Consider the following 20,828-nt stretch of genomic DNA (forward strand, 5'->3'; position numbering starts at 1 on the left):
TGGCGCTGATCGCCACCGTGCTGGTCATCCCCGATGGCGCACGCTTCCAGGTGATGGTGGGCAATCTCATCGGTTATGCAGGAACCGTCGTCGAGGCGCAGGTTCCCGTGGCCGCACAGCCCGTCGTGCTGCAGGCATGGCAACCCGCGCTCGCACAGCTGGGGCGGCCCACGGCGATGCGCTACCCGATCGGTCGCACCGGCGGTGAGCATGAAGCCCGTGCGGTCGTGCCCGTGCAGGTCCGGCAGCAGGGCGACCGCCTGCAGGTGGCCATCGCGCTGCCGTTGGACACCGAAATGCTGCGTGCGGAACTGGCACGGCTGGCCGGGTTGCCAATCGAGGCCATTGACGTACAGCAACGCGAGGTTGCGCCGTGGAGGGAGTCGGGCTGGCAGCCACTGCCCGGCCCTTAGCGCCGAGCCCATGCTCCGCTGCCCTTTGCCCCCCTTCTCCGGACGGCACGCGCTGCGCGCGCCAGCCGAGCATCGGCTCGGCTCTCCACCAGGCCCGCACCCAGCCTTTGAATCACGACCCACGCGGCAGCTTCGCCGCCCACATGTTGTCCACCAGGTTCGGATAGCGCCGCCCGTTCTCCTCCGCCCGCTGCCGCGCCGCGGCCTTCTGCGCATCCGACAGCGGTTGCGACGTCTGGCCCTTGGGGTTGGGCTTCTTCCACGGGGGTGTTCTGGTCTGGCGCATGGCCGCAGCTTAGCGCTTCAGGAAGTTCAGCAGGGCCAGATTGAAGCGGTCGGCGTGGCTGGTGTTGCAGCCATGTGGCGCGCCTTCCAGGATCACCACTTCGCTGCCCTTGATGGCCTTGTGGGTACGCTGCCCAGAGCCCTCGAACGGCACGATGGCATCGCTGTCACCGTGCAGGACCAGCGTCGGCACCGAGATCTTCTTCAGGTCATCCCGGAAATCGGTCGTAGCAAACGCCTTCATGCAGCCCAGCGCCGCCGCCTGGTCGGATTGATGGCACAGCGCGATCGCCGCCTGGCGCGTCTCTTCGGTCACCATCAACTGGCCATTGGCGCTGAAGAAGTCGCGGGTGAAGCCGTCGAAGAACGCCTCGCGGTCCTTCTCCAATCCGCTGCGCATTTCATCGGCCTTGTCCTGGGTCAGCGGCCCCTCCGGGTTGTCGTCACTGCGCAGCAGGAACGGCGGCACCGCCGCAGCGAACACCACACTGTGCAGGCGATCCTGACCGTGGTTGGCCACGTAGCGCGCCACCTCGCCACCGCCCATAGAGAAACCGACCAGGGTGACATCGCGCAGGTCATGCTCCTCGATCAGCCCCGCCAGGTCCGCCGCCAGCGTGTCGTAGTCATAACCTTCGGCCGGCTTGTCAGAGCGGCCAAAACCACGCCGGTCGTAGCTGATCACCCGATACTGGGCGTCGCGCAGGATCGCCACCTGCGTCTTCCAGGCATCGGCGGACAGCGGCCAGCCGTGGATCAGGATGACCGGGCGGCCATCGCCACCCGTGTCTTCAACGTGCAGGCGGATGCGGGAAGCAGGCATGGGCGCTCCTGTGGAAGGGAAGGAGTGCAGGCTAGTGGCCGTCACCTGTGGCGGCTGTGAGGGAATCCCGGCCGCTCATGACATCCCCTGCACAGGCAACGGCCTCAAAGCTGGAACCGGGCCGCCAGTATGGGCATTCATTCCGTGGCAGGGCCGTTTCGTCGGAAGCCGGCTGCAGTGGCCCAAACGCCATGCGAGCCTGCATGAACCCTCCCTGGAGCCTCACCATGCTGCCGCTCACCCTGCCCTTGCTGGCCGCCGGCCTCGTTGCCATGCCAGCGCCCGCCGACACCCTGCGCGTGCAGATCCGCCAGGCCGATACCCAGCTCTTCGCTGCGGCCTTCGAGGCCTGCGATGCCGACAAGGCCGCCGCGATGACGACCGACGACATGGAGTTCTTCCATGACAAGGATGGCAAGTCGGCCAGCAGCCGCGAGGACTTCCGCCACAGCGTGGCCAACCTGTGCAGCAGCGCGCGCGAGGGTGGCTGGCAGCTGCGCCGCGAGCTCGTGGAATCTTCGCTGCAGGTGTTTCCGCTGCACGATGAGCGGGCGCTCGAAATCGGCGACCACCGCTTTTACGAGCGCGGCAAGGACGGCGTGGAACGCTGGACCGGCCAGGCCCGCTTCATCCAGGTCTGGCGCCGCGTGGACGGGAACTGGCTGGCCGAACGGGTGATCAGCTATGACCATCGGCCGGCGAACTGACCTTTCCGGCGCCCTTCACCGGCCGGATCTATACTGGCGGGGTTCACCCCGACCCACCGCTACCGTTCGATCGCCATGGCAGAAATCACCCCCAACCACCCCGACTACGGCCTCAACCAGCAGATCCGTCAGGGCGTGGCCGCACTGGACGCCCAGCATGGCCGTGCGTTCGACCAGACCAGCGAACGCCTGACCGCCAGCCTGACCGTGCTCGCCCGCGAACAGGGCCTGCAGCAGGTCGACCACGTGCTGGTCAGCAACGCCACGGCCCAGCACCCGGCCGGGCACAACATCTTCGTGGTGCAGGGCGACCCGGCCAATCCGGCGCACCTGCGCGCGATGATGCCGACGGCTCTGGCAGCGCAGACGCCGGTGGAGCAGTCGATGCAGAAGTTGGGGGTGGGTGCGCAGCCGCAGGTCGATGTGCAGGCGCACGAAATGCAGAATCCTGCGCCTCGGATGGGGTAAGCAGGCGCGGAAGCGGTTTCTCTCCCGCTATTTGAACTCTGAAACGAACAGGCCTTCCCGCTTCAGAACGTCTCTGGCCTGGGTGACATAGCTGCTCACCGTAAGTCGATCCAATGGAAGCATCTCGCCCTGCTTCTTCGCCGGCAGCAACCTTCCCGCCTGCTGAAGACGGAATGCCTCGTGGTCCTTCTGGATGTTGATGGATGACACCTTTCCATGGACCTTCAGCAGCTCCAGCACGCACACATGGAAGACCTGTGGCCTGCATTGCGAGATGAACTTCTCAATGGACATCTTCGGGTCGACGAAGTACGGCTTGAACCGTTTGAAGAGTCCCTTCCTTGCACCGTCCTCCAGGTTCTTGATGTAGGCATCCAGCGGAACGTCGATGTTCGAGAGATCATGGATGTACTGGTTTCTGATCTCTGCAACGGCCTTGAACATCGATTTCTGTTCACTGTCGATGATGTTCATCTTGCGCAGAAAATTGATCCTCACTTCCTGCGGAAGATTGCTGATCACATCGAATATCAGCGGCTCGCGCAGGGCATCGACGACGGCCCGCGTGAAAACGGCCTCGACGAGCTGCGCCAGCTTCGAGATGAAGCTCCACGAGTCTTCCTCTTTGTAGAGTGCTACGGCGAATCCCTTCGGTATCGCCAGCTCTTTGTTCAACCTTTCAAATGCGAGCTCGACGAACGCGGTATACGTACTCATTGGATAGCCTCCCCTGGAAGGCTGATGACGCTACATGTACCGCCCCACTGCAACAAGCGCTGCCCCTGCTTTTGCAACACTTCCTAGTCCAGCGTCATGCGAGCCGCACAAACGGATGAGGCCCGCTCCACGGCCGACGGCCGAGGACACGGCCCTCGTCAATCCAGCGCGAATGCTTACAGCTGGATCCGCGCCACGCTCTCGTCAGCGCCCTTGTCATCCTTCTCGCCGTTCTTGATGCTCACGAACAACACGTTGTTCTTCGCATCCAGCGCCAGGCTGTTCGGGTGGGTCGGCACCGTGTAGGTCGCCACCTTCTGGTAGCTGTCACTGTTGTAGGCCGTCACCGTGCCCGCCTCGCGGTTGGTCACGTACAGGCGCTTGCGCGGTGCATCCAGCAGGATACCCAGCGGGCCGGCATCGGTCGGGATGCTGGCCAGTTCCTTGCCGGTACTGCGGTCAAGCACCAGCACGCGCTGGCCCGGATGCTTGCTGACCAGGCCACTGCTCTTGGCCTGGTAGCCACGCAGGAATTCCGAGCCCTGGTCGGTCACGAACAGGCGCTTGCCGGCCGGGTCCAGCGCGATATTCATCGGCTGCTCGGCGGCGATCCTGTGCTGCGCCACCACCTTGTTCGAATCGGTGCCCACCACCACCAGGTCGGCCAGCAGGTTGCTGGTGTAGACGCGCTTGTTGGCCGCATCCAGCGCCAGGCCCGGCGCCTTGGCATTGCCCAGGCCGTCGATGGTGTTGATCACCTTCAGCGTGTTCGTATCGATCACGAACAGCACGCTGCTCACGTCCGGCTGGCTGCTGTGGCCGGTCACGTACAGGCGGTTGGCCGCGCTGTCGACCACCAGCTCGCGCAGGTCGTGGGTGTAGGCGGCCTTGCCGTCCTTGCCGGTCTTCTTCTCCATCAGCTGGAGGGTGCCGACGGCCTTGTTCTGCGCGGTGTCGACCACGGTCACCGACAGGTCCACGGTGTTGCCCACGTACAGGCGGTTGTGGGCGTCATCCAGCACCACACCAAAGGCCTTGCGCTCCAGCGGGATACGGGTTTCCACGGCCAGCGTGGCCGGGTTCAGGCGCAGCACCTGGGCCGGGCCGGCGTCATCGCCGAAGCCACCGGATGAGGCCACGAACACGGCGTTCTGCTTCGGGCTGTAGGCCAGCTCGTACAGGCCCTTGGCCACGGCCTGGCGCTGTACGGCGGTGGTGGCGCTGGCGGCAGGTGCATTGTCGGCGAACGCCGAGGGCGCGCCGAGGCTGAGCGAAACGGCAACGGCCAGCGCGGCCGAGCGGAAGAGAGGAGTACTGAACATGCGAGCGTCCTTGAATGGGCACGGGAAGGTGTCCTGGCTCGCTGGGCCGTACTGCGACGGCCCGCCCCACATCTGTCTGCGCGGGGTGGGCTGGCTGGGGATGCGGGGGAATGGTAGCAGGTGGGGGGCGTGGCGTGCGCCGGCGCGGGCATGGCCGACGCTCGACCTCGATGCTGCGCCCGCCGCTATGCCATCCGTGGGCCGTGGCTCTGCTGAAGCTGCTGCTCCTCCTGCAGGCGCTGCGCGTCTCGCTGCGGCTCATTCTGCTGCAACTGCGCGACCCGATCGAACGAGGCCTCCACCGGTGCCTGCGCAGCCACCTCTGCCGGCATGCTGGCGCGCTGGTGTGCCGGGTCACTGCGGTCCCCCTGCACGATGAACAGCTTCGGTGCGGTATCACCGCGCTGCTCGCCCAGCACCACCTCGTCCACGCGCGAGAACTGCTGCTCCTTCGACAGCGCGAGCAGGCTGGCACTGACATTGCCGTTGCGCGCCCCGAAAGCGCCGAGGTCGGCCACCTGCTGGTGGATCTGGTTGAGGCGGGCATGATCGTCATGCGCCGGGTCTGCGGGCGTGCCGCTTGCCGCGAGGGTGCTGTTGCCGCGCCACTGCTCGCCGTTCTCGGTGAACATCCACTCGCGGAAGGTCTGCTTCGGCATCGGGTTCCACTGCACCTTGTCCAGCTCGCTGCCCTTCACCTGCTGCGGAATGGCGTTGACCGCGCGGATGTTGTCCAGGACCCTGGTGGCGCCCTCGTAGTTGGTGATCTCCCCGGCCAGCCCCACCGGGCGCAGCCCTGCGTGGTTCAGGGCACCCCATGCGAAATCGGTGCACGCGTTGGAGAAGAAGTCGTAATCCATGTCGAAGCCGTGCTTCTTCGGGTCTGCCGAGAACTCGAGGATGCGGTCGTACTGCTCCTTGCTGATCTCGATCGTGCGCTCGAAGCGGGGTTTGTCGTAGACCAACACATCCATGTCATCGACTTTGCCCCTGTTCGGCTCGTCCTTGGTGCCTGCGTGGGTGAAACCCATGCTCTCCGGGAAGGGTTCACCCGAACGGCGCAGCGACAGGAACATGTGCCCCGCGAACGAGGGCTCCAGCAGAAACCTGTTTCCCTCAGCATCACGGCCGTAGCGCGGCGTGCCGGGGGCCGCCAGATGAATGGTTACGCTGTAGCGTTCGGCATCGTCCTTGTGCATGTTCACTTTCCTAGTGATTGATAGCCAACGATCAGTTCTGCTTTCAGGCCTTCCAGCTGGGGCCGATCCTCCACAAGGTCCACCCGCAGAACGTAACGCCCGGGTGCAACGCCTCCGACCTGCGCCAACTGCAACGTGCGATAGAGCACATCTTCAGAGTACAACCCGGCCTCGGCCAAGCTGTTGATGTCCACGCTCCCCGTCGTCAGGTCTGTTACCACGCCATCCTCCCCGATTTTCTGAGAATCGCGTCCATCGCGAGTACGCTGCCAGAGCTGCACAGGACCAGGTGCACTGCCATCGATCCGCTCCAGGCGCAGTCGCGTTGGCAGCCGTCCCAGCGTGATCTTCTCCGAAGCATCCAGCAGCCGTCGCGCATCGGTATCCTGCAGCCGCAACCCGATGTTCAGGATCGGAATGGCCGGCTTCTGGGGCGCCGGCAAATCATACGTGACCTCGGCAATCCGGCCGGCCTTCTGCAACTGCACGGCCCGCGTGAACGGCACAACCGTGCGCGCCTCGGCCTGTGCGCGCGTCAGCAGGGGCGGCGCAACCTCAGGCGCAGGTGACGCACGGCATGCCGCCAGCGCGCCCAGCACCGCCAGTACCACCAGCCTCCGCCGAACTGGACGCGTCATTGCTCCTTCAACCGCAGCGAATCGGCCACATCGGTCTTGGCAGCCACTTCGGTGGCAATGCTGGCGCGACGGTGCCCCGGGTCGTTGCGGTCCCCCTGCACGATGAAGATGCTCTCGGCGGCATGGCTGTTTTGGGTCGGCCGACTGAGCAGCACGTGGTCCACGCGCGAGAGGTTGTTCTGCTTGGCCAGCACCAGCAGGCTGGCGCTGATGCGTTGGCTGGCGGCATCGAACGGGCGGCCGTGCGCGGCATCCAGCTCCGCCACCTTCTGGATCAGCTGCGAGAACAGGCGATGGTCTGGATGCGAAGGGTCCAGCAGCGTGCCGGCCACTTCGATCGGCGTCGGCGGCGGCTCATCGCTGGCGCGGTCGCCCTGGCGATGATGCTCGGCCTCGCGCTCGGGCATCGCATGATGGGTCTCGGCATTCAGGTCGCTGCCCGGGAACGGCGCGGCAATGCACTGGATTTCCGGCAGGTTGAACAGCACCGCGAACTCGCCCAGGTTGCTGCCGCCATCCAGCGGCGCCGGCAGCGGATGCAGGCCGGCGTAGTGCAGGGCCGCCCAAACGAAGTCGCTGCAGCGGTTGATGGTGGCCGGGCGATCCACATCGAATTCGAACTCGGCGGGTTCCTCGGCGAAATCACGCAGGCAGCCGTAGTGCTCCTCGGTGATTTCCAGGGTGCGGCTGTAGTACGGGTCCAGATGCTCGTCGGCATCGTCGTGGCGTACCTGCGCGTACTGCACGCCGGTGCGGGTTTCGCCCGGCGCCTGGCGCGGCGGCGCGAAGCCGTAACTGTGGGCCTCGTCGCCCGCGGCCACCTGCAGGTACATATGGCCGCGCGGCGAGATGCCCCCACTGTTCAGCGGGGTGCCGGACGCGGCCAGATAAAGGGTTACGGTGTAGCGTGTTGCCTGCTCCATGCCTGTTCAGCCTTGATGGGTGCTGCGGTCCTGGGCGGATGATGGCATAGGTGGTATGGGGGGCAGGTGGAGGAATAGAGGACGCCGATCGCGACTTGCCGAATATGTGAGCCAGCATGCAGTAATGACCCCGCGGTGGCCGCGGTCCCGGCTGCGACTGGAGCTTGCCATCCCACCGTTCTATAGTCGTTTCGATCATGCAAGGGAATCGCCCATGAGCAGAGCACCGGCTTGCCGGCTTGCCTCCTTCGCCCTGGTGGCCGTGCTGAGCACCACCGCCTGCGCGAAGGCCCCATCCACGGAAAAGGACCCGAACGGAACCCCCATGTCCGAAACCGCAACCAGCCCACGTACGGTGGGCGGACAGACCTACACAATGCAGCCGGTGGAAGCTCGGCTTGGCCCGCACCGCTTCATGTTCCCGGCCAACCTCTACTACAACCAGACGGGCCCCTTGGCCGATGGGGGCGTCATGCTCACTGTGTTCTGGCCTGATTTCGATGCAGCGCCTCCTGGTGATCGCCCGGTGCGCAGCACGCAGGACAGCCGGCGGCAGGTACTGGTCGAGCTTAGGTACATCGATCGCGTTCCCATCCAGAACTATCTGGCACGCCGGTCCAGCAGTGAGGCCACCAGCGCGCCGGGGTCGCTGGAGCGAAGAGACCCGGTGGAGAATCTTGCGCTACGCGTTGCACAACCCGAGCGATGGGGCCTGACGCCCTATGCGATCGACCCATCGTTGATGGAAGCCTATGCAAAGGAGTCAGAGGCTGCGCTGGGCAGGCCTTACGTGCACAACCCGGGGATGGAGCCAGACTGGTATGTGGCCCGCTCGGCGGAGGGGCAACTGACAACGTTCATCAGCTGCGACCCGGCAGATCGCATTCCTGACGGACTTGTAGCTCAGGGAAAGACACTTGAACGCGTCGGAGAAGGCCAGATCGCAATGTGCCGCCATTCCATCGTGGATGTGGGCGACAGCATCGCCATCGAGATGAACTATGCACGCGTAATGCTGAGCGACTGGCAGCGTCTGGAAACCAGCGTGCGTGATCTTCTGAGCCGCTATCGCGTTCAGCCGTAAACCGCATCTCAAGGATGAATCATGAGCGGACTTACCGATAAGGATATTCGTGTCCTGTCCTCCTACGCGAAGGAGGGAAATCGCGAGCTGTATTGGAACTATCTCGCGCAGCTTCCCGACAATGATGGCTACGGCCTGCTTGCGTTGGGTGTTGTGCGCAACGACAGCCTCCCCGGCCGGGTGGCCAACAGCTTTGCAACCGCCGTTGCCGAGCAACAGGCCACGCTGTTCGGCAACGAGAAGAACGTAGCGTTCACCGAGCGCAGGCAAGAAGCCTTCGGCCAGGATCTGATCAGGAACGACCTGGCGGAGCGCAGAAGTTGGATGGAGGCCGGCAGGCCCGATCTGGCACTCAACCTGCCCTACACCAGCACGCTCAAATCCCACGATGTTTCGTTCGAAAAGAACGACCTCAATGTGAACTGCTGGACGCCACGCTTGCTGCTGGTTTCCACGGAGCACAAACGCGGTGAGCAGGCAGCCGAAAAGGTCTGGCAGAACATGCTCGACAACAGCGCTGCCGGCGCATTCCGTGCTGGCAAGACGGCAGTCAGCGTGCACCTGGATATGCCGCAGCCCGCTGGGCATTTCTACTTCGTTGAGCTGAGCAAGTTCGAGGGCGCAGCGCTCCTGCAACGCGACGCCGTAGATCCGAACGTGATTGGTACCAAGTTCGACTATCACAGCTACGACGCCAAAAACGGCAGCTGGGACCGCACAGTGGGCGTTCCCCCGCTCGATAGAACAACCAAAGAGACCGATCCCGCCGAGATTTCCGCGTTGAACGAGACCCGCGAGGTTCGCCTGGAACGCGAGGTCAAGGCGAAGCAGTTTCATCCTGAAGATCCCTACAGAGAGATCGCCAAGAGCCCGCGCGTGGTGTCTACGCAGGAGCCCGAGCCTCTCTTTACGGAAGGACGCCGAATCGCGGCGATAGAGCCAGGCAGCCCGGAATATGCCCTCCATCAGCAGATTCGCCAGGGCGTCGCTGCACTGGACGAGAAGCACGGCCGCCCCTTCGACGCGACCAGTGAGAACCTCGCCGCCAGCCTGACAGTGAGGGCACGCGAGCAGGGTCTGGAACAGGTGGACCATGTGGTGCTGAGCAACGCCACGGCCAATCAGCCGGCGGGTCACACCATCTTTGTTGTGCAAGGCGACCTATCTGACCCTGCCCACCTGCGTGCAGGCATGCCCACTGCCGTGGCTGCACAAACGCCGGTGGCTGAGTCGCTGCAGCAACTGGCTGTGGTGGGCGATCAGCGCGAGCTCGCCCGCCAGAATGAGCAGCAGGCGCTGGATGCACGGACGCAGGAACAGCAGAGCCACGCCATGCGCATGGGCTGACCGCCTAGGTTGAGGCGGCCTCCCTTGGGGCCGGAGGTCGCAGCCCCTGAGACCTCGCCAGGTCATCCTCTCCTGCTTCGGGAGGATGACCATGACCAAGATCGACCCCGCATGGCTGGAAGCCTTCGACAGGGAACTTCTCCACTTGTTCGCCATCGATCATGGCGACGCCGGCATGGATGAGTACCTGCTGGGTTGCTACGCAGACCTTCCGCCACACGAGGCGGCGCTGGCGTTCGGCAGCAACTACGACCTGGAGCGCGACGATGCACTGTGGCCACGGCCGGGCGTGGCGCTGCAAAGTTAAGCTGTGTCGCAATCGGCCCGCTGCACGTGTCAACTCGGCGGGCTAGGTGTCGCTTTTGGGATCCTACACGGCTGCAAACCGTACTTTTTGAAGCGCATTCGGGCAGTAGCTTAACAACGGCCCAAACCGCTGCACCGCAAGGGTTCTGTCGCGCGTGCGCCATGCAACAATGCCGTAAGCGTCAGCATTTGCGGCCTCTGCGGCCCGCGGTTTCTTGGCATCTCGCAGCCATGCGAGTACACCTTGGCATGCCACCTCACACAGGGTGGCACGGGCGTCGAAAACCCGGTCAACAACCATGTGTTTGCGCTTGTCAGCCGGCGTCACGTTCGTGTGACGCCGGCTGGCAATCCGTTCGCGGTCCATGGCGGGCGGTGCGTGGGGGTCTTCGGACCCGCCGGATTGGTTGTTGACCGGTTTTCGAGCCTCGCATCGTCCGCCACTTTTATCGGTGGCGCTGCTGTCTGTCCTGTACGGAGCATTGCCATGAACACATCGGACTTCCGTTCCCTGCACGCGCAGTACGATCCGGACAACGCCGAACCCGACCGCGAACGGTCCATCGATCCCAACGCCTTCGTCGCCACGTTGCATCGCATCGGCACTGGTGCGGCTGCGGACGGCCAGCCTTGGCCGGAGCGGCATCAACTACCTGGGCGTCGCCTTCAGCTGGCGGATGCGGATTGCGCGTTGGCCGGCTTGCGCGTGGTGGCGGAGTTGATGCTGGCTGCGGAGCGGACTCGGCAGAACGGCGCGCCCGAGGAATACCTGGGGGATCGGGTGATGGAAGGGTTGAAGATGGCGTGTGTGGCGTTGACTGCGCAGGTGGCTGAGCGGCTGCACGTGCGGGAGTAGAGCGCGCCTCGCTGCGCACATCGAATGCAATGCGCGGATCGTATGCACGGTCCGAAGCATTCTCCGCCGCCTGAGCCTTTAGCCTCCAACACTGGCCTCACTATGCCGAGACGGACTTTGCTTGCCCTGACGACGGTAGCGCTATTGGGATTGATCATTGGAGGGAGTTACGCGCCGGCCACCGCAATGAGTCTTGAGAACTACCCAAGACTCACCAACTCGGAGTTTGCACTGTTTCGGGCCCACGCCGAGAGCTTTGCCGAAGCGTTGGCCTGCCAAGATGTCACCATCGGAATTCATGATGCCGGTGCACAATTCTTTGATCTGAGCGTACGTGACGATGCCATTCTGTTCGTCGACAACTCCGGGCCAAGTCTTCTGATAGTCACCATGTATGCGGCCGCAAGCGATGCAATAGAGCTAGAGCGCTGGAAAGATGGGTGGGGCTCACCAGAGAGACGTAGGAGGAACTTGAGCGCACCTAAGAACAGCTGCCCTAGGTCTGCGTCCCAGTAGCCCCCCATCTGCACCTTATCGAGGCAGCCAAACGCGTCAACCAATGACACAAGGAACCTGGTTCTGGCTAGAATCCTGGGCAGTTAGCTTTCGGGACAGGGATCTAGGATGGAACTCCCATTCGAGGTGGGCGCGCTCTACAACCGTCAAAAGCAGATCCACGGTGTATTTGGCGGGCAACAGCAAGGCGGCATTTCGACACCCAAAGAGCATCCGCTAGTCATCGCGTTCACTGGCGAGGCCGGCGTGTCTCATGGCTACCATGATTTCTGGGACGACGACGAAGTCTTTCATTACTTCGGCGAGGGTCAAGTCGGAGACATGAAGTATGTGGCAGGCAACAGAGCGATTGGCGAGCACGTCAAGGATGGCAAGACGCTCGTAGTGTTTCAGATGATGGGCAAGGGACGGCCCTATCGGTACCTTGGTAGGTTCATGTGCCAGTCTTCCTACGTTCAACCTGGCACACCAGATCGAGAAGGTCAGCCAAGGTCTGCGATCGTGTTCCGCTTGAGATCACTGGAAGCCTCGTTGGGCCTTGCGGCGAGCGAGACGGACCAAGCAGAGATCGATGCCGCTATAGATGACGTGGGCGCGACCACTACAAGACGCGAAACCGAAGTGCGGACGAAGCAGCGTCTGTTCCGCGAGCGACTAATTGGCGTTGAGAAGGGTTGCCGGTTGACCGGCATTGAGGACCTGAGATTCCTTCGCGCGAGCCACATCAAGCCATGGGCGGATAGCACTCATAGCGAGCGGGTTGATGGCGAGAACGGTCTTCTGCTGGCTCCGCACGCGGATCTTCTGTTTGATCGGGGGTGGATTAGCTTTTCGTCGAGCGGTCGATTACTGGTCTCGAACAATCTACCCTCCGACGTGCAAGGTCGGCTCGGTTTAGAATTGGATTTATCTCTTAGGTATGGAACGTTCTCCCAGAAGCAGCTCAGCTTCTTGGAATTTCACCGTGACGCTATTTTTGATAAGCGCGATCCCGCAGCAAATCTCTCGGAGTATTGACGCTTAAACTTCCTGCATGACCCACTAAACTCCTACTCAGGTGTTACTTTTCTAGAAGGAGACACCGATGAGCTCAATGATGGGAGAAGAGATCAAGCGCTGGATCGCCCGACGCAACTTGGCGTTGGTTCTCGAGATCATTCAAATCCGGAGACAAAAACGGTGGACGTCCCTTGTCCACTTTCCATCCCTCCAGAACTGAGTCGAGAAGGAGTACCACCTTGGTCAACAGGCTCGAGGGGGGCCAGCGCCAGGGACCCGCAACTTAGGAATCAATCCATTTTTTAGTTAATACACACGAAAAAAGTCCGGCTGAATTTCCGGGTGAACAAGCTCACACTCTCCTGCATCAAGCAACCGCTTCAAAGAATGCACATACCCACTTTCGAGTGAGTTGGGTTGAGCTGAACAATAATTAGAAACCACGTAATCAGCAAGCTCCCTCGAAAGCGAAAGTTCATTCCTCATCGCCATCCGGACCGCGCGCCTAGCCATTGCGGAGGGAGATGGATTTTCAGCAAGATTGATCCCCAATCTCTTCGACCTCACAGCCTCTACGTGGGCCGCGCTCATAATTAGACGGCGCGAAGATATATGGAACGCTGCCGAGTCAATATCAAAAAATGTGGTTCTAAGCAGGTCATCAAAATCCGAACATGCGATGTATCCTGCCCGCGCGGCCCAGGTATCCTCCAGTGACCAAAGGTCATACATCCACTTATCCTGGAGAACACGATAACCTCCAAATTTATTTCTTACCCAATCTCTACCCTGAAGGAATCTCTCGATATTACCCCTCGAGTGGCGCGTGACCAAATCAAGATCCGAGCAAAAATCCTTGGCATGCCCCAAAGAAAACTCTCTAACAACTCCACCAAAAATAACCGTGTCAGGCAGAATTACAGAGACCTCAGCCATAAAACCGGCCACCCCCCTTCTCCTTTCGATATCCGAGGGCGGAAACAAGAAATTATCTAGAATTTTTCTTAGCCGATTATTCAACATCTATTCTTTGTAGCACTGTAGACTGAAATCGCCAATGACACCCTCTAGCTCTTCGCAAAGGTCCATTGCAAATGAATCCGTCATGCCAGCTATCATATCTGTAAGAAGCTGAGCCTCCCGATAGCGCATTGGAAGATCCGCCGAGGCACCTTGGGGATTCTCAAACGCCCGACGATAATTTTCAGAAATCCGCTCATAAGCAAGCCTTGTAAAGGGATGCTTACGCTTTGATTTCGGATCATCGAACGACTCTCGATCGGTAATGGCCGCCCAGAACATATCCATCAACCGATTAATTACATTGAAACCAGTAAGCTCAACCTTCAAGACAGATCTATGCGTATAGCCGTGTTTCAGCGAGAAGCTCTTTAAACACTTTCGCAATGCCTTTGCCGCAGACAGATCAAGCAAGGATCTGCTCTCCGTACCATCTGCAAACTTCTCTTGCCCTTTCACAAACGCACTGACAGCCGAGTCCATAAATAGGCCAATTGCCTCAGCGCGAAAGCGTTGCATTGAAATATCATTAAGCTCACTGGGTGAAAATTCACCACGCGCCCTGTACTCGCCAGTCTTTTTCTCACTGAACTTAACGAGCGCAAAAACCAACTCGTCATCTTTCCCATCAACTCTGCACTCATGCTTTAGCCATTCATGAAGATCAGAAATTGATGCCAATCCCTTCTTAATGCAATCTTCAGCATCAAATACGCAGTAAGCGATGTCATCACAGGCCTCCATCGCATATGCGAGTGGATGACGTCTTCCGAGATCAAGGCCAACAGCTTTCATGACCTCTTCAGCAATTGGCTTTTCGGACTGGAAGAATCCATGCTTCTTAGATGCGCATTTTTTGTCGCTCACGTCGCATGACTGAACGGGATACTTCATCATGGCAGCGAGTGAAGCGTACGTCAGATCCAAACCATAGTTGTCATTAAGGAGCTGTAGCTTAGTGACCAGTCGAAATCCCTGCGCATTGCCTTCAAAAGATGAGAAGTCGCGCCGCTGTGCTTCTGTCAGCGTAGAAATCAATCTGGGATTACTAGCAAACCAGTGCTGGATAGCGGCCTCACCCTGGTGACCGAAAGGCGGATTGCCTAGATCGTGCACAAGTCCAATGGCTGCACAAAGCGCAGGCAGATCGCGGTGCGCCGTCGGAAAACCGGAAACATCCAGCCTTTCAGCAAGAATAGTACCGAAGCTACGAGCCAAGTTGGATACTTCGATCGAATGAGTTAGACGATCACGAACACTGTCGTTTTTATCTAACGGGAAAACTTGGGTCTTGTCGGCAAGACGACGTACCGGCGTTGAGAAGAGAATACGGTCGTGATCCCTCTCAATTGCAGTCCGCACCTCTTTTCGCCCAGAGGCGTCCTTGGCCGCTGAAGCTTCATTATTGGAGGTATCAGTGGATCGCGCGATCTCCTTGCGCCGCTTCGGATTCAGTAATTCTTCCCAAGCCCAAGCCGCGACGGAATCGTGATCGCCGTCAGCCGTCAATTCACTATCGCCACCTTGCTGTACATCTTGGATTTCCATTCCTTACCCCCTCATGTATAGAGGGCCGAAGCATCTCGTTCGGCCCTCGAGTTTCTATCTCAATCAAACCCCAACAGGATTAGCCTTCTCCGGATCAATCTTGTACTGCTTGATCGCCCGGGCCACATCCTTCGCGGTCATCTTCCCGTCCTTCGCCAGCGCCGCAATCGCGGCATGCGCGATGTAGTAGCGATCCACCTCAAAGAACCGGCGCAGGTTCGCACGCGTATCCGAGCGGCCGAAACCATCGGTACCGAGCACCGTGTACGACATCGGCACGAACGCACGGATCTGGTCCGCATACGCACGCACGTAGTCGGTAGCGGCAATCGCCGGGCCCTGGCGGCCTTCCAGCAGCTCGGTCACGTAGGCCTTGCGCTGCTCACCTTCCGGATGCAGGCGGTTGGCACGTTCCACGTCGAAACCATCGCGACGCAGTTCGTTGAAGCTCGGGCAGCTCCAGATGTCGGCGGTCACGCCGAAGTCCTTGTCCAGCAGCTCGGCAGCAGCAATGGCTTCGCGCAGGATGGTGCCGGAGCCCAAAAGCTGCACGCGCAGCTCGCCCTTCTTCGGCTTGCCGGCGTCGGTCAGCAGGTACATGCCCTTGACGATGCCTTCGGCCGCGCCTTCCGGCATTTCCGGGTGGGTGTAGTTCTCGTTCATCAGGGTGACGTAGTAATACTCGTCCACCTGGTCTTCCATCATGCGCTTGGTGCCGTGCTGCAGGATCACCGTCACTTCGAAGCCGAAGGTCGGGTCGTAGCTGCGCACGTTCGGGATGCCACCGGCCACCAGATGGCTGAAGCCATCTTCGTGCTGCAGGCCTTCACCGTTCAGCGTGGTGCGGCCGGCGGTGCCACCCAGCAGGAAGCCGCGGGTACGCATGTCGGCGGCCTGCCAGGCGATGTCGCCCACGCGCTGGAAGCCGAACATCGAGTAATAGATGTAGAACGGCAGCATCGGCACGTTGCTGACCGAGTAGCTGGTACCGGCGGCCATCCACGAGCTGATCGCACCCGGCTCGCTGATGCCCTGCTGCAGCACCTGGCCGCTCTGGTCTTCGCGGTAGAACATCAGCTGGTCCGCATCGACCGGCTTGTACTTCTGGCCGAACGGCGCGTAGATGCCGATCTGGCGGAACAGGCCTTCCATGCCGAAGGTACGGGCTTCGTCGGCCACGATCGGCACGATGTGCGGGCCCAGTTCCTTGTCACGCAGGGTGATGTTCAGGCTCTGCACGAACGCCATGGTGGTGGAGTAGCTGCGCTCGCCGCTGCTCTTCAGCAGGCGCTCGTAGGCTTCCAGCTTCGGCGCCACGAAGGTCTTGTCGGCCTTGCGGCGGCGCTGCGGCAGGTAACCGCCCAGCGCGGCACGGCGTTCCTGCAGGTACTGCACTTCCGGCGAATCCGGGCCCGGGTGGTAGAACGGCACCTGGCCGTCGGCCAGCTGCGCGTCGGTCACCGGAATGTTGAAGCGGTCGCGGAAGTGGCGCACCGCTTCGTCGTCCAGCTTCTTGGTCTGGTGGGTCGGGTTCAGTGCTTCACCGGCGCTGCCCATGCCGTAACCCTTCACGGTCTTGGCCAGGATGACGGTCGGCATGCCCTTGGTGTTCACGGCCTGGTGGTAGGCGGCGTACACCTTGTGCGGGTCGTGGCCACCACGGTTCAGGCGCCAGATGTCGTCGTCGCTCAGGCCGGCGACCATCGCGGCGGTTTCCGGGTACTTGCCGAAGAAATGCTCGCGGGTATAGGCGCCGCCGAAGGCCTTGCAGTTCTGGTATTCGCCGTCGACGGTTTCCATCATCAGCTTCTTCAGGACGCCATTGGTGTCCTTGGCCAGCAGGGCATCCCAGTAACCGCCCCACAGCAGTTTGATCACGTTCCAGCCGCCGCCACGGAACACGCCTTCCAGTTCCTGGATGATCTTGCCGTTGCCGCGCACCGGGCCGTCCAGGCGCTGCAGGTTGCAGTTCACCACGAAGATCAGGTTGTCCAGGCCTTCACGGCCGGCCAGGGCGATGGCACCCAGGGTTTCCGGCTCGTCGCTCTCGCCGTCGCCGATGAAGCACCACACCTTGCGGTCGGACTTCTCGATCAGGCCACGGTTTTCCAGGTAGCGCATGAACTGCGCCTGGTAGATGGCGGCCAGCGGGCCCAGGCCCATCGACACGGTCGGGGTCTGCCAGTAGTCCGGCATCAGCCACGGGTGCGGGTACGAGGACAGGCCACCGCCGTCCACTTCCATGCGGAACTTGTCCAGCTGCTCTTCGCTGATGCGGCCTTCCAGGAAGGAACGTGCGTAGATGCCCGGAGCGCTGTGGCCCTGGATGAACAGCAGGTCGCCCGGGTGATTCTCGCTCGGGGCGCGCCAGAAGTGGTTGAAGCCCACGTCGTACAGGGTGGCGCCGGAGGCGAACGAGGCGATGTGGCCGCCCAGGTCACCCGGCTTGCGGTTGGCGCGCACCACGGTGGCCATCGCGTTCCAGCGGATGATCGAACGGATGCGCCATTCCAGCTCGGCGTTGCCCGGGCTCTTGGCCTCGAACTGCGGTTCGATGGTATTGACGTATTCGGTGGTGGGAGAGAACGGCAGGTAGGCGCCCGAACGACGGGTCAGTTCCACCATGCCTTCCAGCAGCTGATGCGCGCGCTCGGAGCCCTCGACATCAATAACGGCCTTCAACGACTCGATCCACTCCTGGGTTTCCACAGGATTCGGGTCGTTGTTCAGCACCTCGTTCAACCAGTTCATTAGCGCTCCCATAACCGCACGCACGCGCGCGACTGTTGTATAGATTTCTAGACCGCAAAGTGTAGCGCACCAAGGGCTTTCGTCACTTGGCTACGCTGGCGTATGGATGCAACCGGCCAGTGTCCGCAAGGGACTTGCCGGGCCCGCTGATGGCCCTGCGGCGGGCCTTGGCGGCGGCGCGGGCTGTCGCTTGCGGCCGCTGCGCCCATGCGCAGGACGCAGTGTTACTGCTGCCGATGACGGTTGTAGGGCAACCCCGGCACCGCTGTAGGGGCGGTTTGGGCAACGGTACTGAACCGGCGACAACATGTCGCACCTGCCTCTGGATCGCTGCCAGTCGCGGGCCCAGGGTGGGTCGCGAGTGATGGGCCCGATGGCCCTGCTCCCTTCCACAGCATCGCCGGGGCGCCTCACACGGGGCGCCCCTTTTGCTGTGCGCACGAAGGTCCGTGGCCCAAATTGCACCTGCTTGTGGCCGGATCGGATGTTGTCGCTTTCGACATATCGATATATCGTTTGCATACTCGTTTACCGATATATCGGAATGAGCCGTACCGCTTCTGCCAGAGCCCGTTCCACCGATCCGGATGTGCCGCGCCGCAACGGCCAGCCACGTGTGCTGAGCCGCGGCGACCTGCGCCTGCTGGTGCTGGCCCTGATCGGCGAGCAGCCGCGCCATGGCTACGAGCTGATGCAGCTGATCAGCAACCAGTTCATGCAGGCCTACACACCCAGCGCCGGCACCATGTACCCGCTACTGGCCAGCTTCGAGCAGGCCGGCTGGATCGAGGCCGAGGAAGTGGATGGCAAGCGGATCTTCCGCATCACCGCCGCCGGCGAGTTCGAGCTGAAGGTGCAGCGCACCCAGGTGCGCCTGGCGCAGCGGCGTGCCTTCGACCGTGCCCGCGAGATCACCAAGGCTTCGCTGCCGCCGCCGCTGGCCTGCGCCCTGCGCGAGTTCAAGCGGGCGCTGGTGCACCACCACGGCCGCTGGGCCGAGGGCGAGGCGGACGAAGTGGCGGCGCTGCTGACGCGGGCGTCTGCCCTGCTCAACGGTACCGCCGGTAGCGAGGCATCACCGCTTTCAACGACCCAGCCAGACTGAATCCAGCCAGGTCCTCCCCTACGCCGCGCGCCCCCGCGCGACACCTTTGCAGGTATCCCCATGACCGAACACAACAACACGCGCCTGCGCCTGGATGTGCGCTTCCGTGAACTGACCGTGCTGCGCACCGAAGAAGTCACCCCGCACATGCGCCGCGTGGTGCTGGGCGGCGACGCGCTGGCCGGCTTCGATTCGCCCGGCGCCGACGACCACATCAAGCTGTTCTTCCCCAACGCTGCGGGCGAGATGGTGCTGCCGGTGCTGACCGCCGAAGGCCGCAGCTACCCGGACGGCAAGGAGCCTTCGCCGTCGCGCGACTACACCCCACGCTGGTGGGACCACGAAGCCGGCGAGCTGGCCATCGACTTCGTGCTGCACGACCAGGGCGTGGCCGGGCCGTGGGCCGAACGCGCACAGCCGGGCGACGTGCTGGTGATCGGCGGTCCGCGCGGCTCGTTCGTGGTGGCCGACAGCTACGACGCCTACGTGCTGATCGGCGATGAAACCGCACTGCCGGCCATCGCCCGTTGGCTGGACGTGCTGCCGGACAGTGCCGAGGTGCAGGCCTTCATCGAAGTGCGCGACGAGACCGAGCGCCAGGACCTGCCGCAGTACGAGAACGTGCGCATCCACTGGCTGGAGCGCAACGGCTTCCCGGCGGCCAGCAGTACGCTGCTGGAAGACATGCTGACCGACTTCGAGGCCCCGGACGGCGATGTCTTCTACTGGATCGCCACTGAATCGCGCCGCGCGCGGATGATGCGCAAGTTCATCGAAGGCCACCTGGGCGTGCCGCGCGACTGGATTCGTTCCACCGGCTACTGGAAGGCCCACCCGGACGAAACCGACGGCGATTGACCGGCTCGGGGTCAGATCCCTTTTCCTGTGGAAAAGGGATCTGACCCCATGCACCGGCAACCTCATGAACCTTCGGCAGGAACCTGCAATTGCCGGCCAACGGCCGGCACTACCCTCTGCCGCGTCCACCCGAACCGCTGCGCAGCCCAGATCTCCAGCGCCACCAGCAGCGCGATGATCAACAACGGCAACAGCAGCCCGAAGTACACGCCCGGCATCATGCCGTTGATCTGCGCCTTCACCAGCCGCAACACGCCACGGGTGTGCAGCAGCTCATCGACGTGCATGGTCAGCGCCTCGCGCACCACCTTGGGTTCCAGGCCGAGGGTACCGGCCCTGTCCACCAGCGTGTCTTCCACCATGCTGCGCAGCAGGCCCTCGCGCACCCTGCCGATCACCCAGCCGGTGCCGCGTGCCAATGGGCCGTTGCCAAGACGGTCCAGGCCAGGCAGCGGATGCTCGCTGAGGTAGGCCGAGGCGATGGTGTCGGCGACGTCGCCCACCGTGCCCTGGCTGCGCAGTGCCTCGCGCATGCGCGGGTCGTCCAGCGAATCGGTAAAGCCTTCGCTCCAGCCTTCCACCAGGGTCTGCAGGTGCGGCTGGAAATGATCGAGCTGCTTGAACAGCGCACGGTGCGCACCGGCAGTGAAACCCAGCTGCAGGCCGAAGAAGGCAGTGGCCAGCGGCAGCAGCACCACGTAGCTGGCCAGCAGCCAGTGATGCCAGCGCTTGCGCCGCTGCAACCAACCACGGCGATGCAGCCAGCGCCAGCCGGCGATGCCCAGCACCAGGCCGAGCAGCGTACCGAGCACGCTGCCGCCCACCAGATCGAGCACGCTCAGGCCCGACCAGAATTCGTTCAACAAGTACTGCGCGTCCTGCATGGGTCTTCCTTCCGTGGGTGATACAGCGGGCCATTGTGGAGCCGAGCCCATGCTCGGCT

At 62.2% G+C, this 20,828-nt stretch carries 21 protein-coding genes and 1 pseudogene; 10 read left to right on the forward strand and 12 right to left on the reverse strand.

All coding sequences use genetic code 11. The features are described 5' to 3' along the window. Positions 1-413 (forward strand): annotated as a pseudogene (locus N5E02_RS14830) (hypothetical protein); the annotation flags it as partial. A 112-nt stretch (positions 414-525) separates the two neighbouring features. On the opposite strand, the gene N5E02_RS14835 reads toward N5E02_RS14830, so the two are convergent. Both N5E02_RS14835 and N5E02_RS14840 read right to left on the reverse strand, forming a co-directional pair. After that, positions 526-699 carry a hypothetical protein gene (locus N5E02_RS14835; protein WP_005415066.1) on the reverse strand — a complete coding sequence of 58 codons (174 nt, stop codon included), beginning with the start codon at positions 697-699 and terminating at the stop codon, positions 526-528. Positions 700-708: 9 nt separating this feature from the next. After that, a complete protein-coding gene (locus tag N5E02_RS14840) occupies positions 709-1,521 on the reverse strand; it encodes an alpha/beta hydrolase (protein ID WP_139726657.1) in 813 nt (270 codons plus the stop codon). Between the two features lie 227 nt (positions 1,522-1,748). On the opposite strand from N5E02_RS14840, the gene N5E02_RS14845 reads away from it, so the two are divergent. Together N5E02_RS14845 and N5E02_RS14850 are read left to right on the forward strand one after the other, a co-directional pair. Next, positions 1,749-2,228: a nuclear transport factor 2 family protein gene (locus N5E02_RS14845; protein WP_065197332.1), complete on the forward strand. Its 480-nt coding sequence runs from the start codon at positions 1,749-1,751 to the stop codon at positions 2,226-2,228. A 75-nt stretch (positions 2,229-2,303) separates the two neighbouring features. Next, positions 2,304-2,696: an XVIPCD domain-containing protein gene (locus N5E02_RS14850; RefSeq protein ID WP_065197331.1), complete on the forward strand. Its 393-nt coding sequence runs from the start codon at positions 2,304-2,306 to the stop codon at positions 2,694-2,696. Positions 2,697-2,723: 27 nt separating this feature from the next. Here the strand turns inward: N5E02_RS14850 and N5E02_RS14855 are convergent, their stop codons facing one another. From N5E02_RS14855 to N5E02_RS14875, 5 genes are all read right to left on the reverse strand, one after another. Next, positions 2,724-3,413: a hypothetical protein gene (locus N5E02_RS14855; RefSeq protein WP_065179600.1), complete on the reverse strand. Its 690-nt coding sequence runs from the start codon at positions 3,411-3,413 to the stop codon at positions 2,724-2,726. Between the two features lie 176 nt (positions 3,414-3,589). After that, positions 3,590-4,735 carry a YncE family protein gene (locus N5E02_RS14860; protein ID WP_188239193.1) on the reverse strand — a complete coding sequence of 382 codons (1,146 nt, stop codon included), beginning with the start codon at positions 4,733-4,735 and terminating at the stop codon, positions 3,590-3,592. A gap of 185 nt (positions 4,736-4,920) precedes the next feature. Further along, entirely contained in the window at positions 4,921-5,934 is a 1,014-nt protein-coding gene (locus N5E02_RS14865; RefSeq protein WP_188239192.1) for an XVIPCD domain-containing protein, read from the reverse strand. 2 nt (positions 5,935-5,936) lie between these two features. Next, a complete protein-coding gene (locus N5E02_RS14870; RefSeq protein ID WP_279946420.1) occupies positions 5,937-6,572 on the reverse strand; it encodes a hypothetical protein in 636 nt (211 codons plus the stop codon). Beyond that, positions 6,569-7,495, reverse strand: coding sequence for an XVIPCD domain-containing protein (locus tag N5E02_RS14875; RefSeq protein WP_279946421.1), 927 nt, complete (start codon positions 7,493-7,495; stop codon positions 6,569-6,571). The genes N5E02_RS14870 and N5E02_RS14875 overlap by 4 nt, the downstream gene beginning before the upstream one ends. A 214-nt stretch (positions 7,496-7,709) precedes the next feature. On the opposite strand from N5E02_RS14875, the gene N5E02_RS14880 reads away from it, so the two are divergent. The 3 genes from N5E02_RS14880 (at position 7,710) to N5E02_RS14890 (ending at position 10,233) form a co-directional block, all read left to right on the forward strand. Then, entirely contained in the window at positions 7,710-8,579 is an 870-nt protein-coding gene (locus N5E02_RS14880) for a hypothetical protein (RefSeq protein ID WP_164144173.1), read from the forward strand. A 21-nt stretch (positions 8,580-8,600) separates the two neighbouring features. After that, positions 8,601-9,926, forward strand: coding sequence for an XVIPCD domain-containing protein (locus tag N5E02_RS14885; RefSeq protein WP_279946423.1), 1,326 nt, complete (start codon positions 8,601-8,603; stop codon positions 9,924-9,926). 91 nt (positions 9,927-10,017) lie between these two features. After that, the gene (locus N5E02_RS14890; protein WP_279946424.1) at positions 10,018-10,233 is read left to right on the forward strand and encodes a hypothetical protein; all 216 of its coding nucleotides are present in this window, start codon (positions 10,018-10,020) and stop codon (positions 10,231-10,233) included. A 63-nt stretch (positions 10,234-10,296) separates the two neighbouring features. Here the strand turns inward: N5E02_RS14890 and N5E02_RS14895 are convergent, their stop codons facing one another. Continuing rightward, positions 10,297-10,599, reverse strand: a complete 303-nt coding sequence (locus N5E02_RS14895; protein ID WP_279946425.1) for a hypothetical protein — start codon at positions 10,597-10,599, stop codon at positions 10,297-10,299. 120 nt (positions 10,600-10,719) lie between these two features. Between N5E02_RS14895 and N5E02_RS14900 the strand changes: the two genes are divergently transcribed. Both N5E02_RS14900 and N5E02_RS14905 read left to right on the forward strand, forming a co-directional pair. Next, positions 10,720-11,088, forward strand: a complete 369-nt coding sequence (locus tag N5E02_RS14900) for a hypothetical protein (RefSeq protein ID WP_279946426.1) — start codon at positions 10,720-10,722, stop codon at positions 11,086-11,088. Positions 11,089-11,712: 624 nt separating this feature from the next. Next, positions 11,713-12,621 (forward strand): HNH endonuclease signature motif containing protein, encoded by a 909-nt coding sequence (locus tag N5E02_RS14905; protein ID WP_279946427.1) that lies wholly within the window; start codon positions 11,713-11,715, stop codon positions 12,619-12,621. A gap of 288 nt (positions 12,622-12,909) precedes the next feature. Here the strand turns inward: N5E02_RS14905 and N5E02_RS14910 are convergent, their stop codons facing one another. From N5E02_RS14910 to aceE, 3 genes are all read right to left on the reverse strand, one after another. Beyond that, positions 12,910-13,551 (reverse strand): hypothetical protein, encoded by a 642-nt coding sequence (locus tag N5E02_RS14910; protein ID WP_212561149.1) that lies wholly within the window; start codon positions 13,549-13,551, stop codon positions 12,910-12,912. Between the two features lie 75 nt (positions 13,552-13,626). Continuing rightward, positions 13,627-15,171: a dGTP triphosphohydrolase gene (gene dgt / locus N5E02_RS14915; protein WP_212561150.1), complete on the reverse strand. Its 1,545-nt coding sequence runs from the start codon at positions 15,169-15,171 to the stop codon at positions 13,627-13,629. A 63-nt stretch (positions 15,172-15,234) separates the two neighbouring features. Next, complete coding sequence (gene aceE / locus N5E02_RS14920) at positions 15,235-17,922, reverse strand: pyruvate dehydrogenase (acetyl-transferring), homodimeric type (protein ID WP_099604734.1); 2,688 nt, start codon at positions 17,920-17,922, stop codon at positions 15,235-15,237. A 544-nt stretch (positions 17,923-18,466) separates the two neighbouring features. Between aceE and N5E02_RS14925 the strand changes: the two genes are divergently transcribed. Then, entirely contained in the window at positions 18,467-19,027 is a 561-nt protein-coding gene (locus N5E02_RS14925) for a PadR family transcriptional regulator (RefSeq protein WP_279946429.1), read from the forward strand. A 60-nt stretch (positions 19,028-19,087) separates the two neighbouring features. Continuing rightward, the gene (locus N5E02_RS14930) at positions 19,088-19,885 is read left to right on the forward strand and encodes a siderophore-interacting protein (RefSeq protein WP_279946430.1); all 798 of its coding nucleotides are present in this window, start codon (positions 19,088-19,090) and stop codon (positions 19,883-19,885) included. Between the two features lie 62 nt (positions 19,886-19,947). Here the strand turns inward: N5E02_RS14930 and N5E02_RS14935 are convergent, their stop codons facing one another. Further along, a complete protein-coding gene (locus tag N5E02_RS14935; protein ID WP_139726650.1) occupies positions 19,948-20,769 on the reverse strand; it encodes a hypothetical protein in 822 nt (273 codons plus the stop codon). Positions 20,770-20,828 lie beyond the last annotated feature (59 nt).

Source organism: Stenotrophomonas sp. GD03777, from assembly GCF_029842485.1.
Classification (GTDB): domain Bacteria; phylum Pseudomonadota; class Gammaproteobacteria; order Xanthomonadales; family Xanthomonadaceae; genus Stenotrophomonas; species Stenotrophomonas sepilia.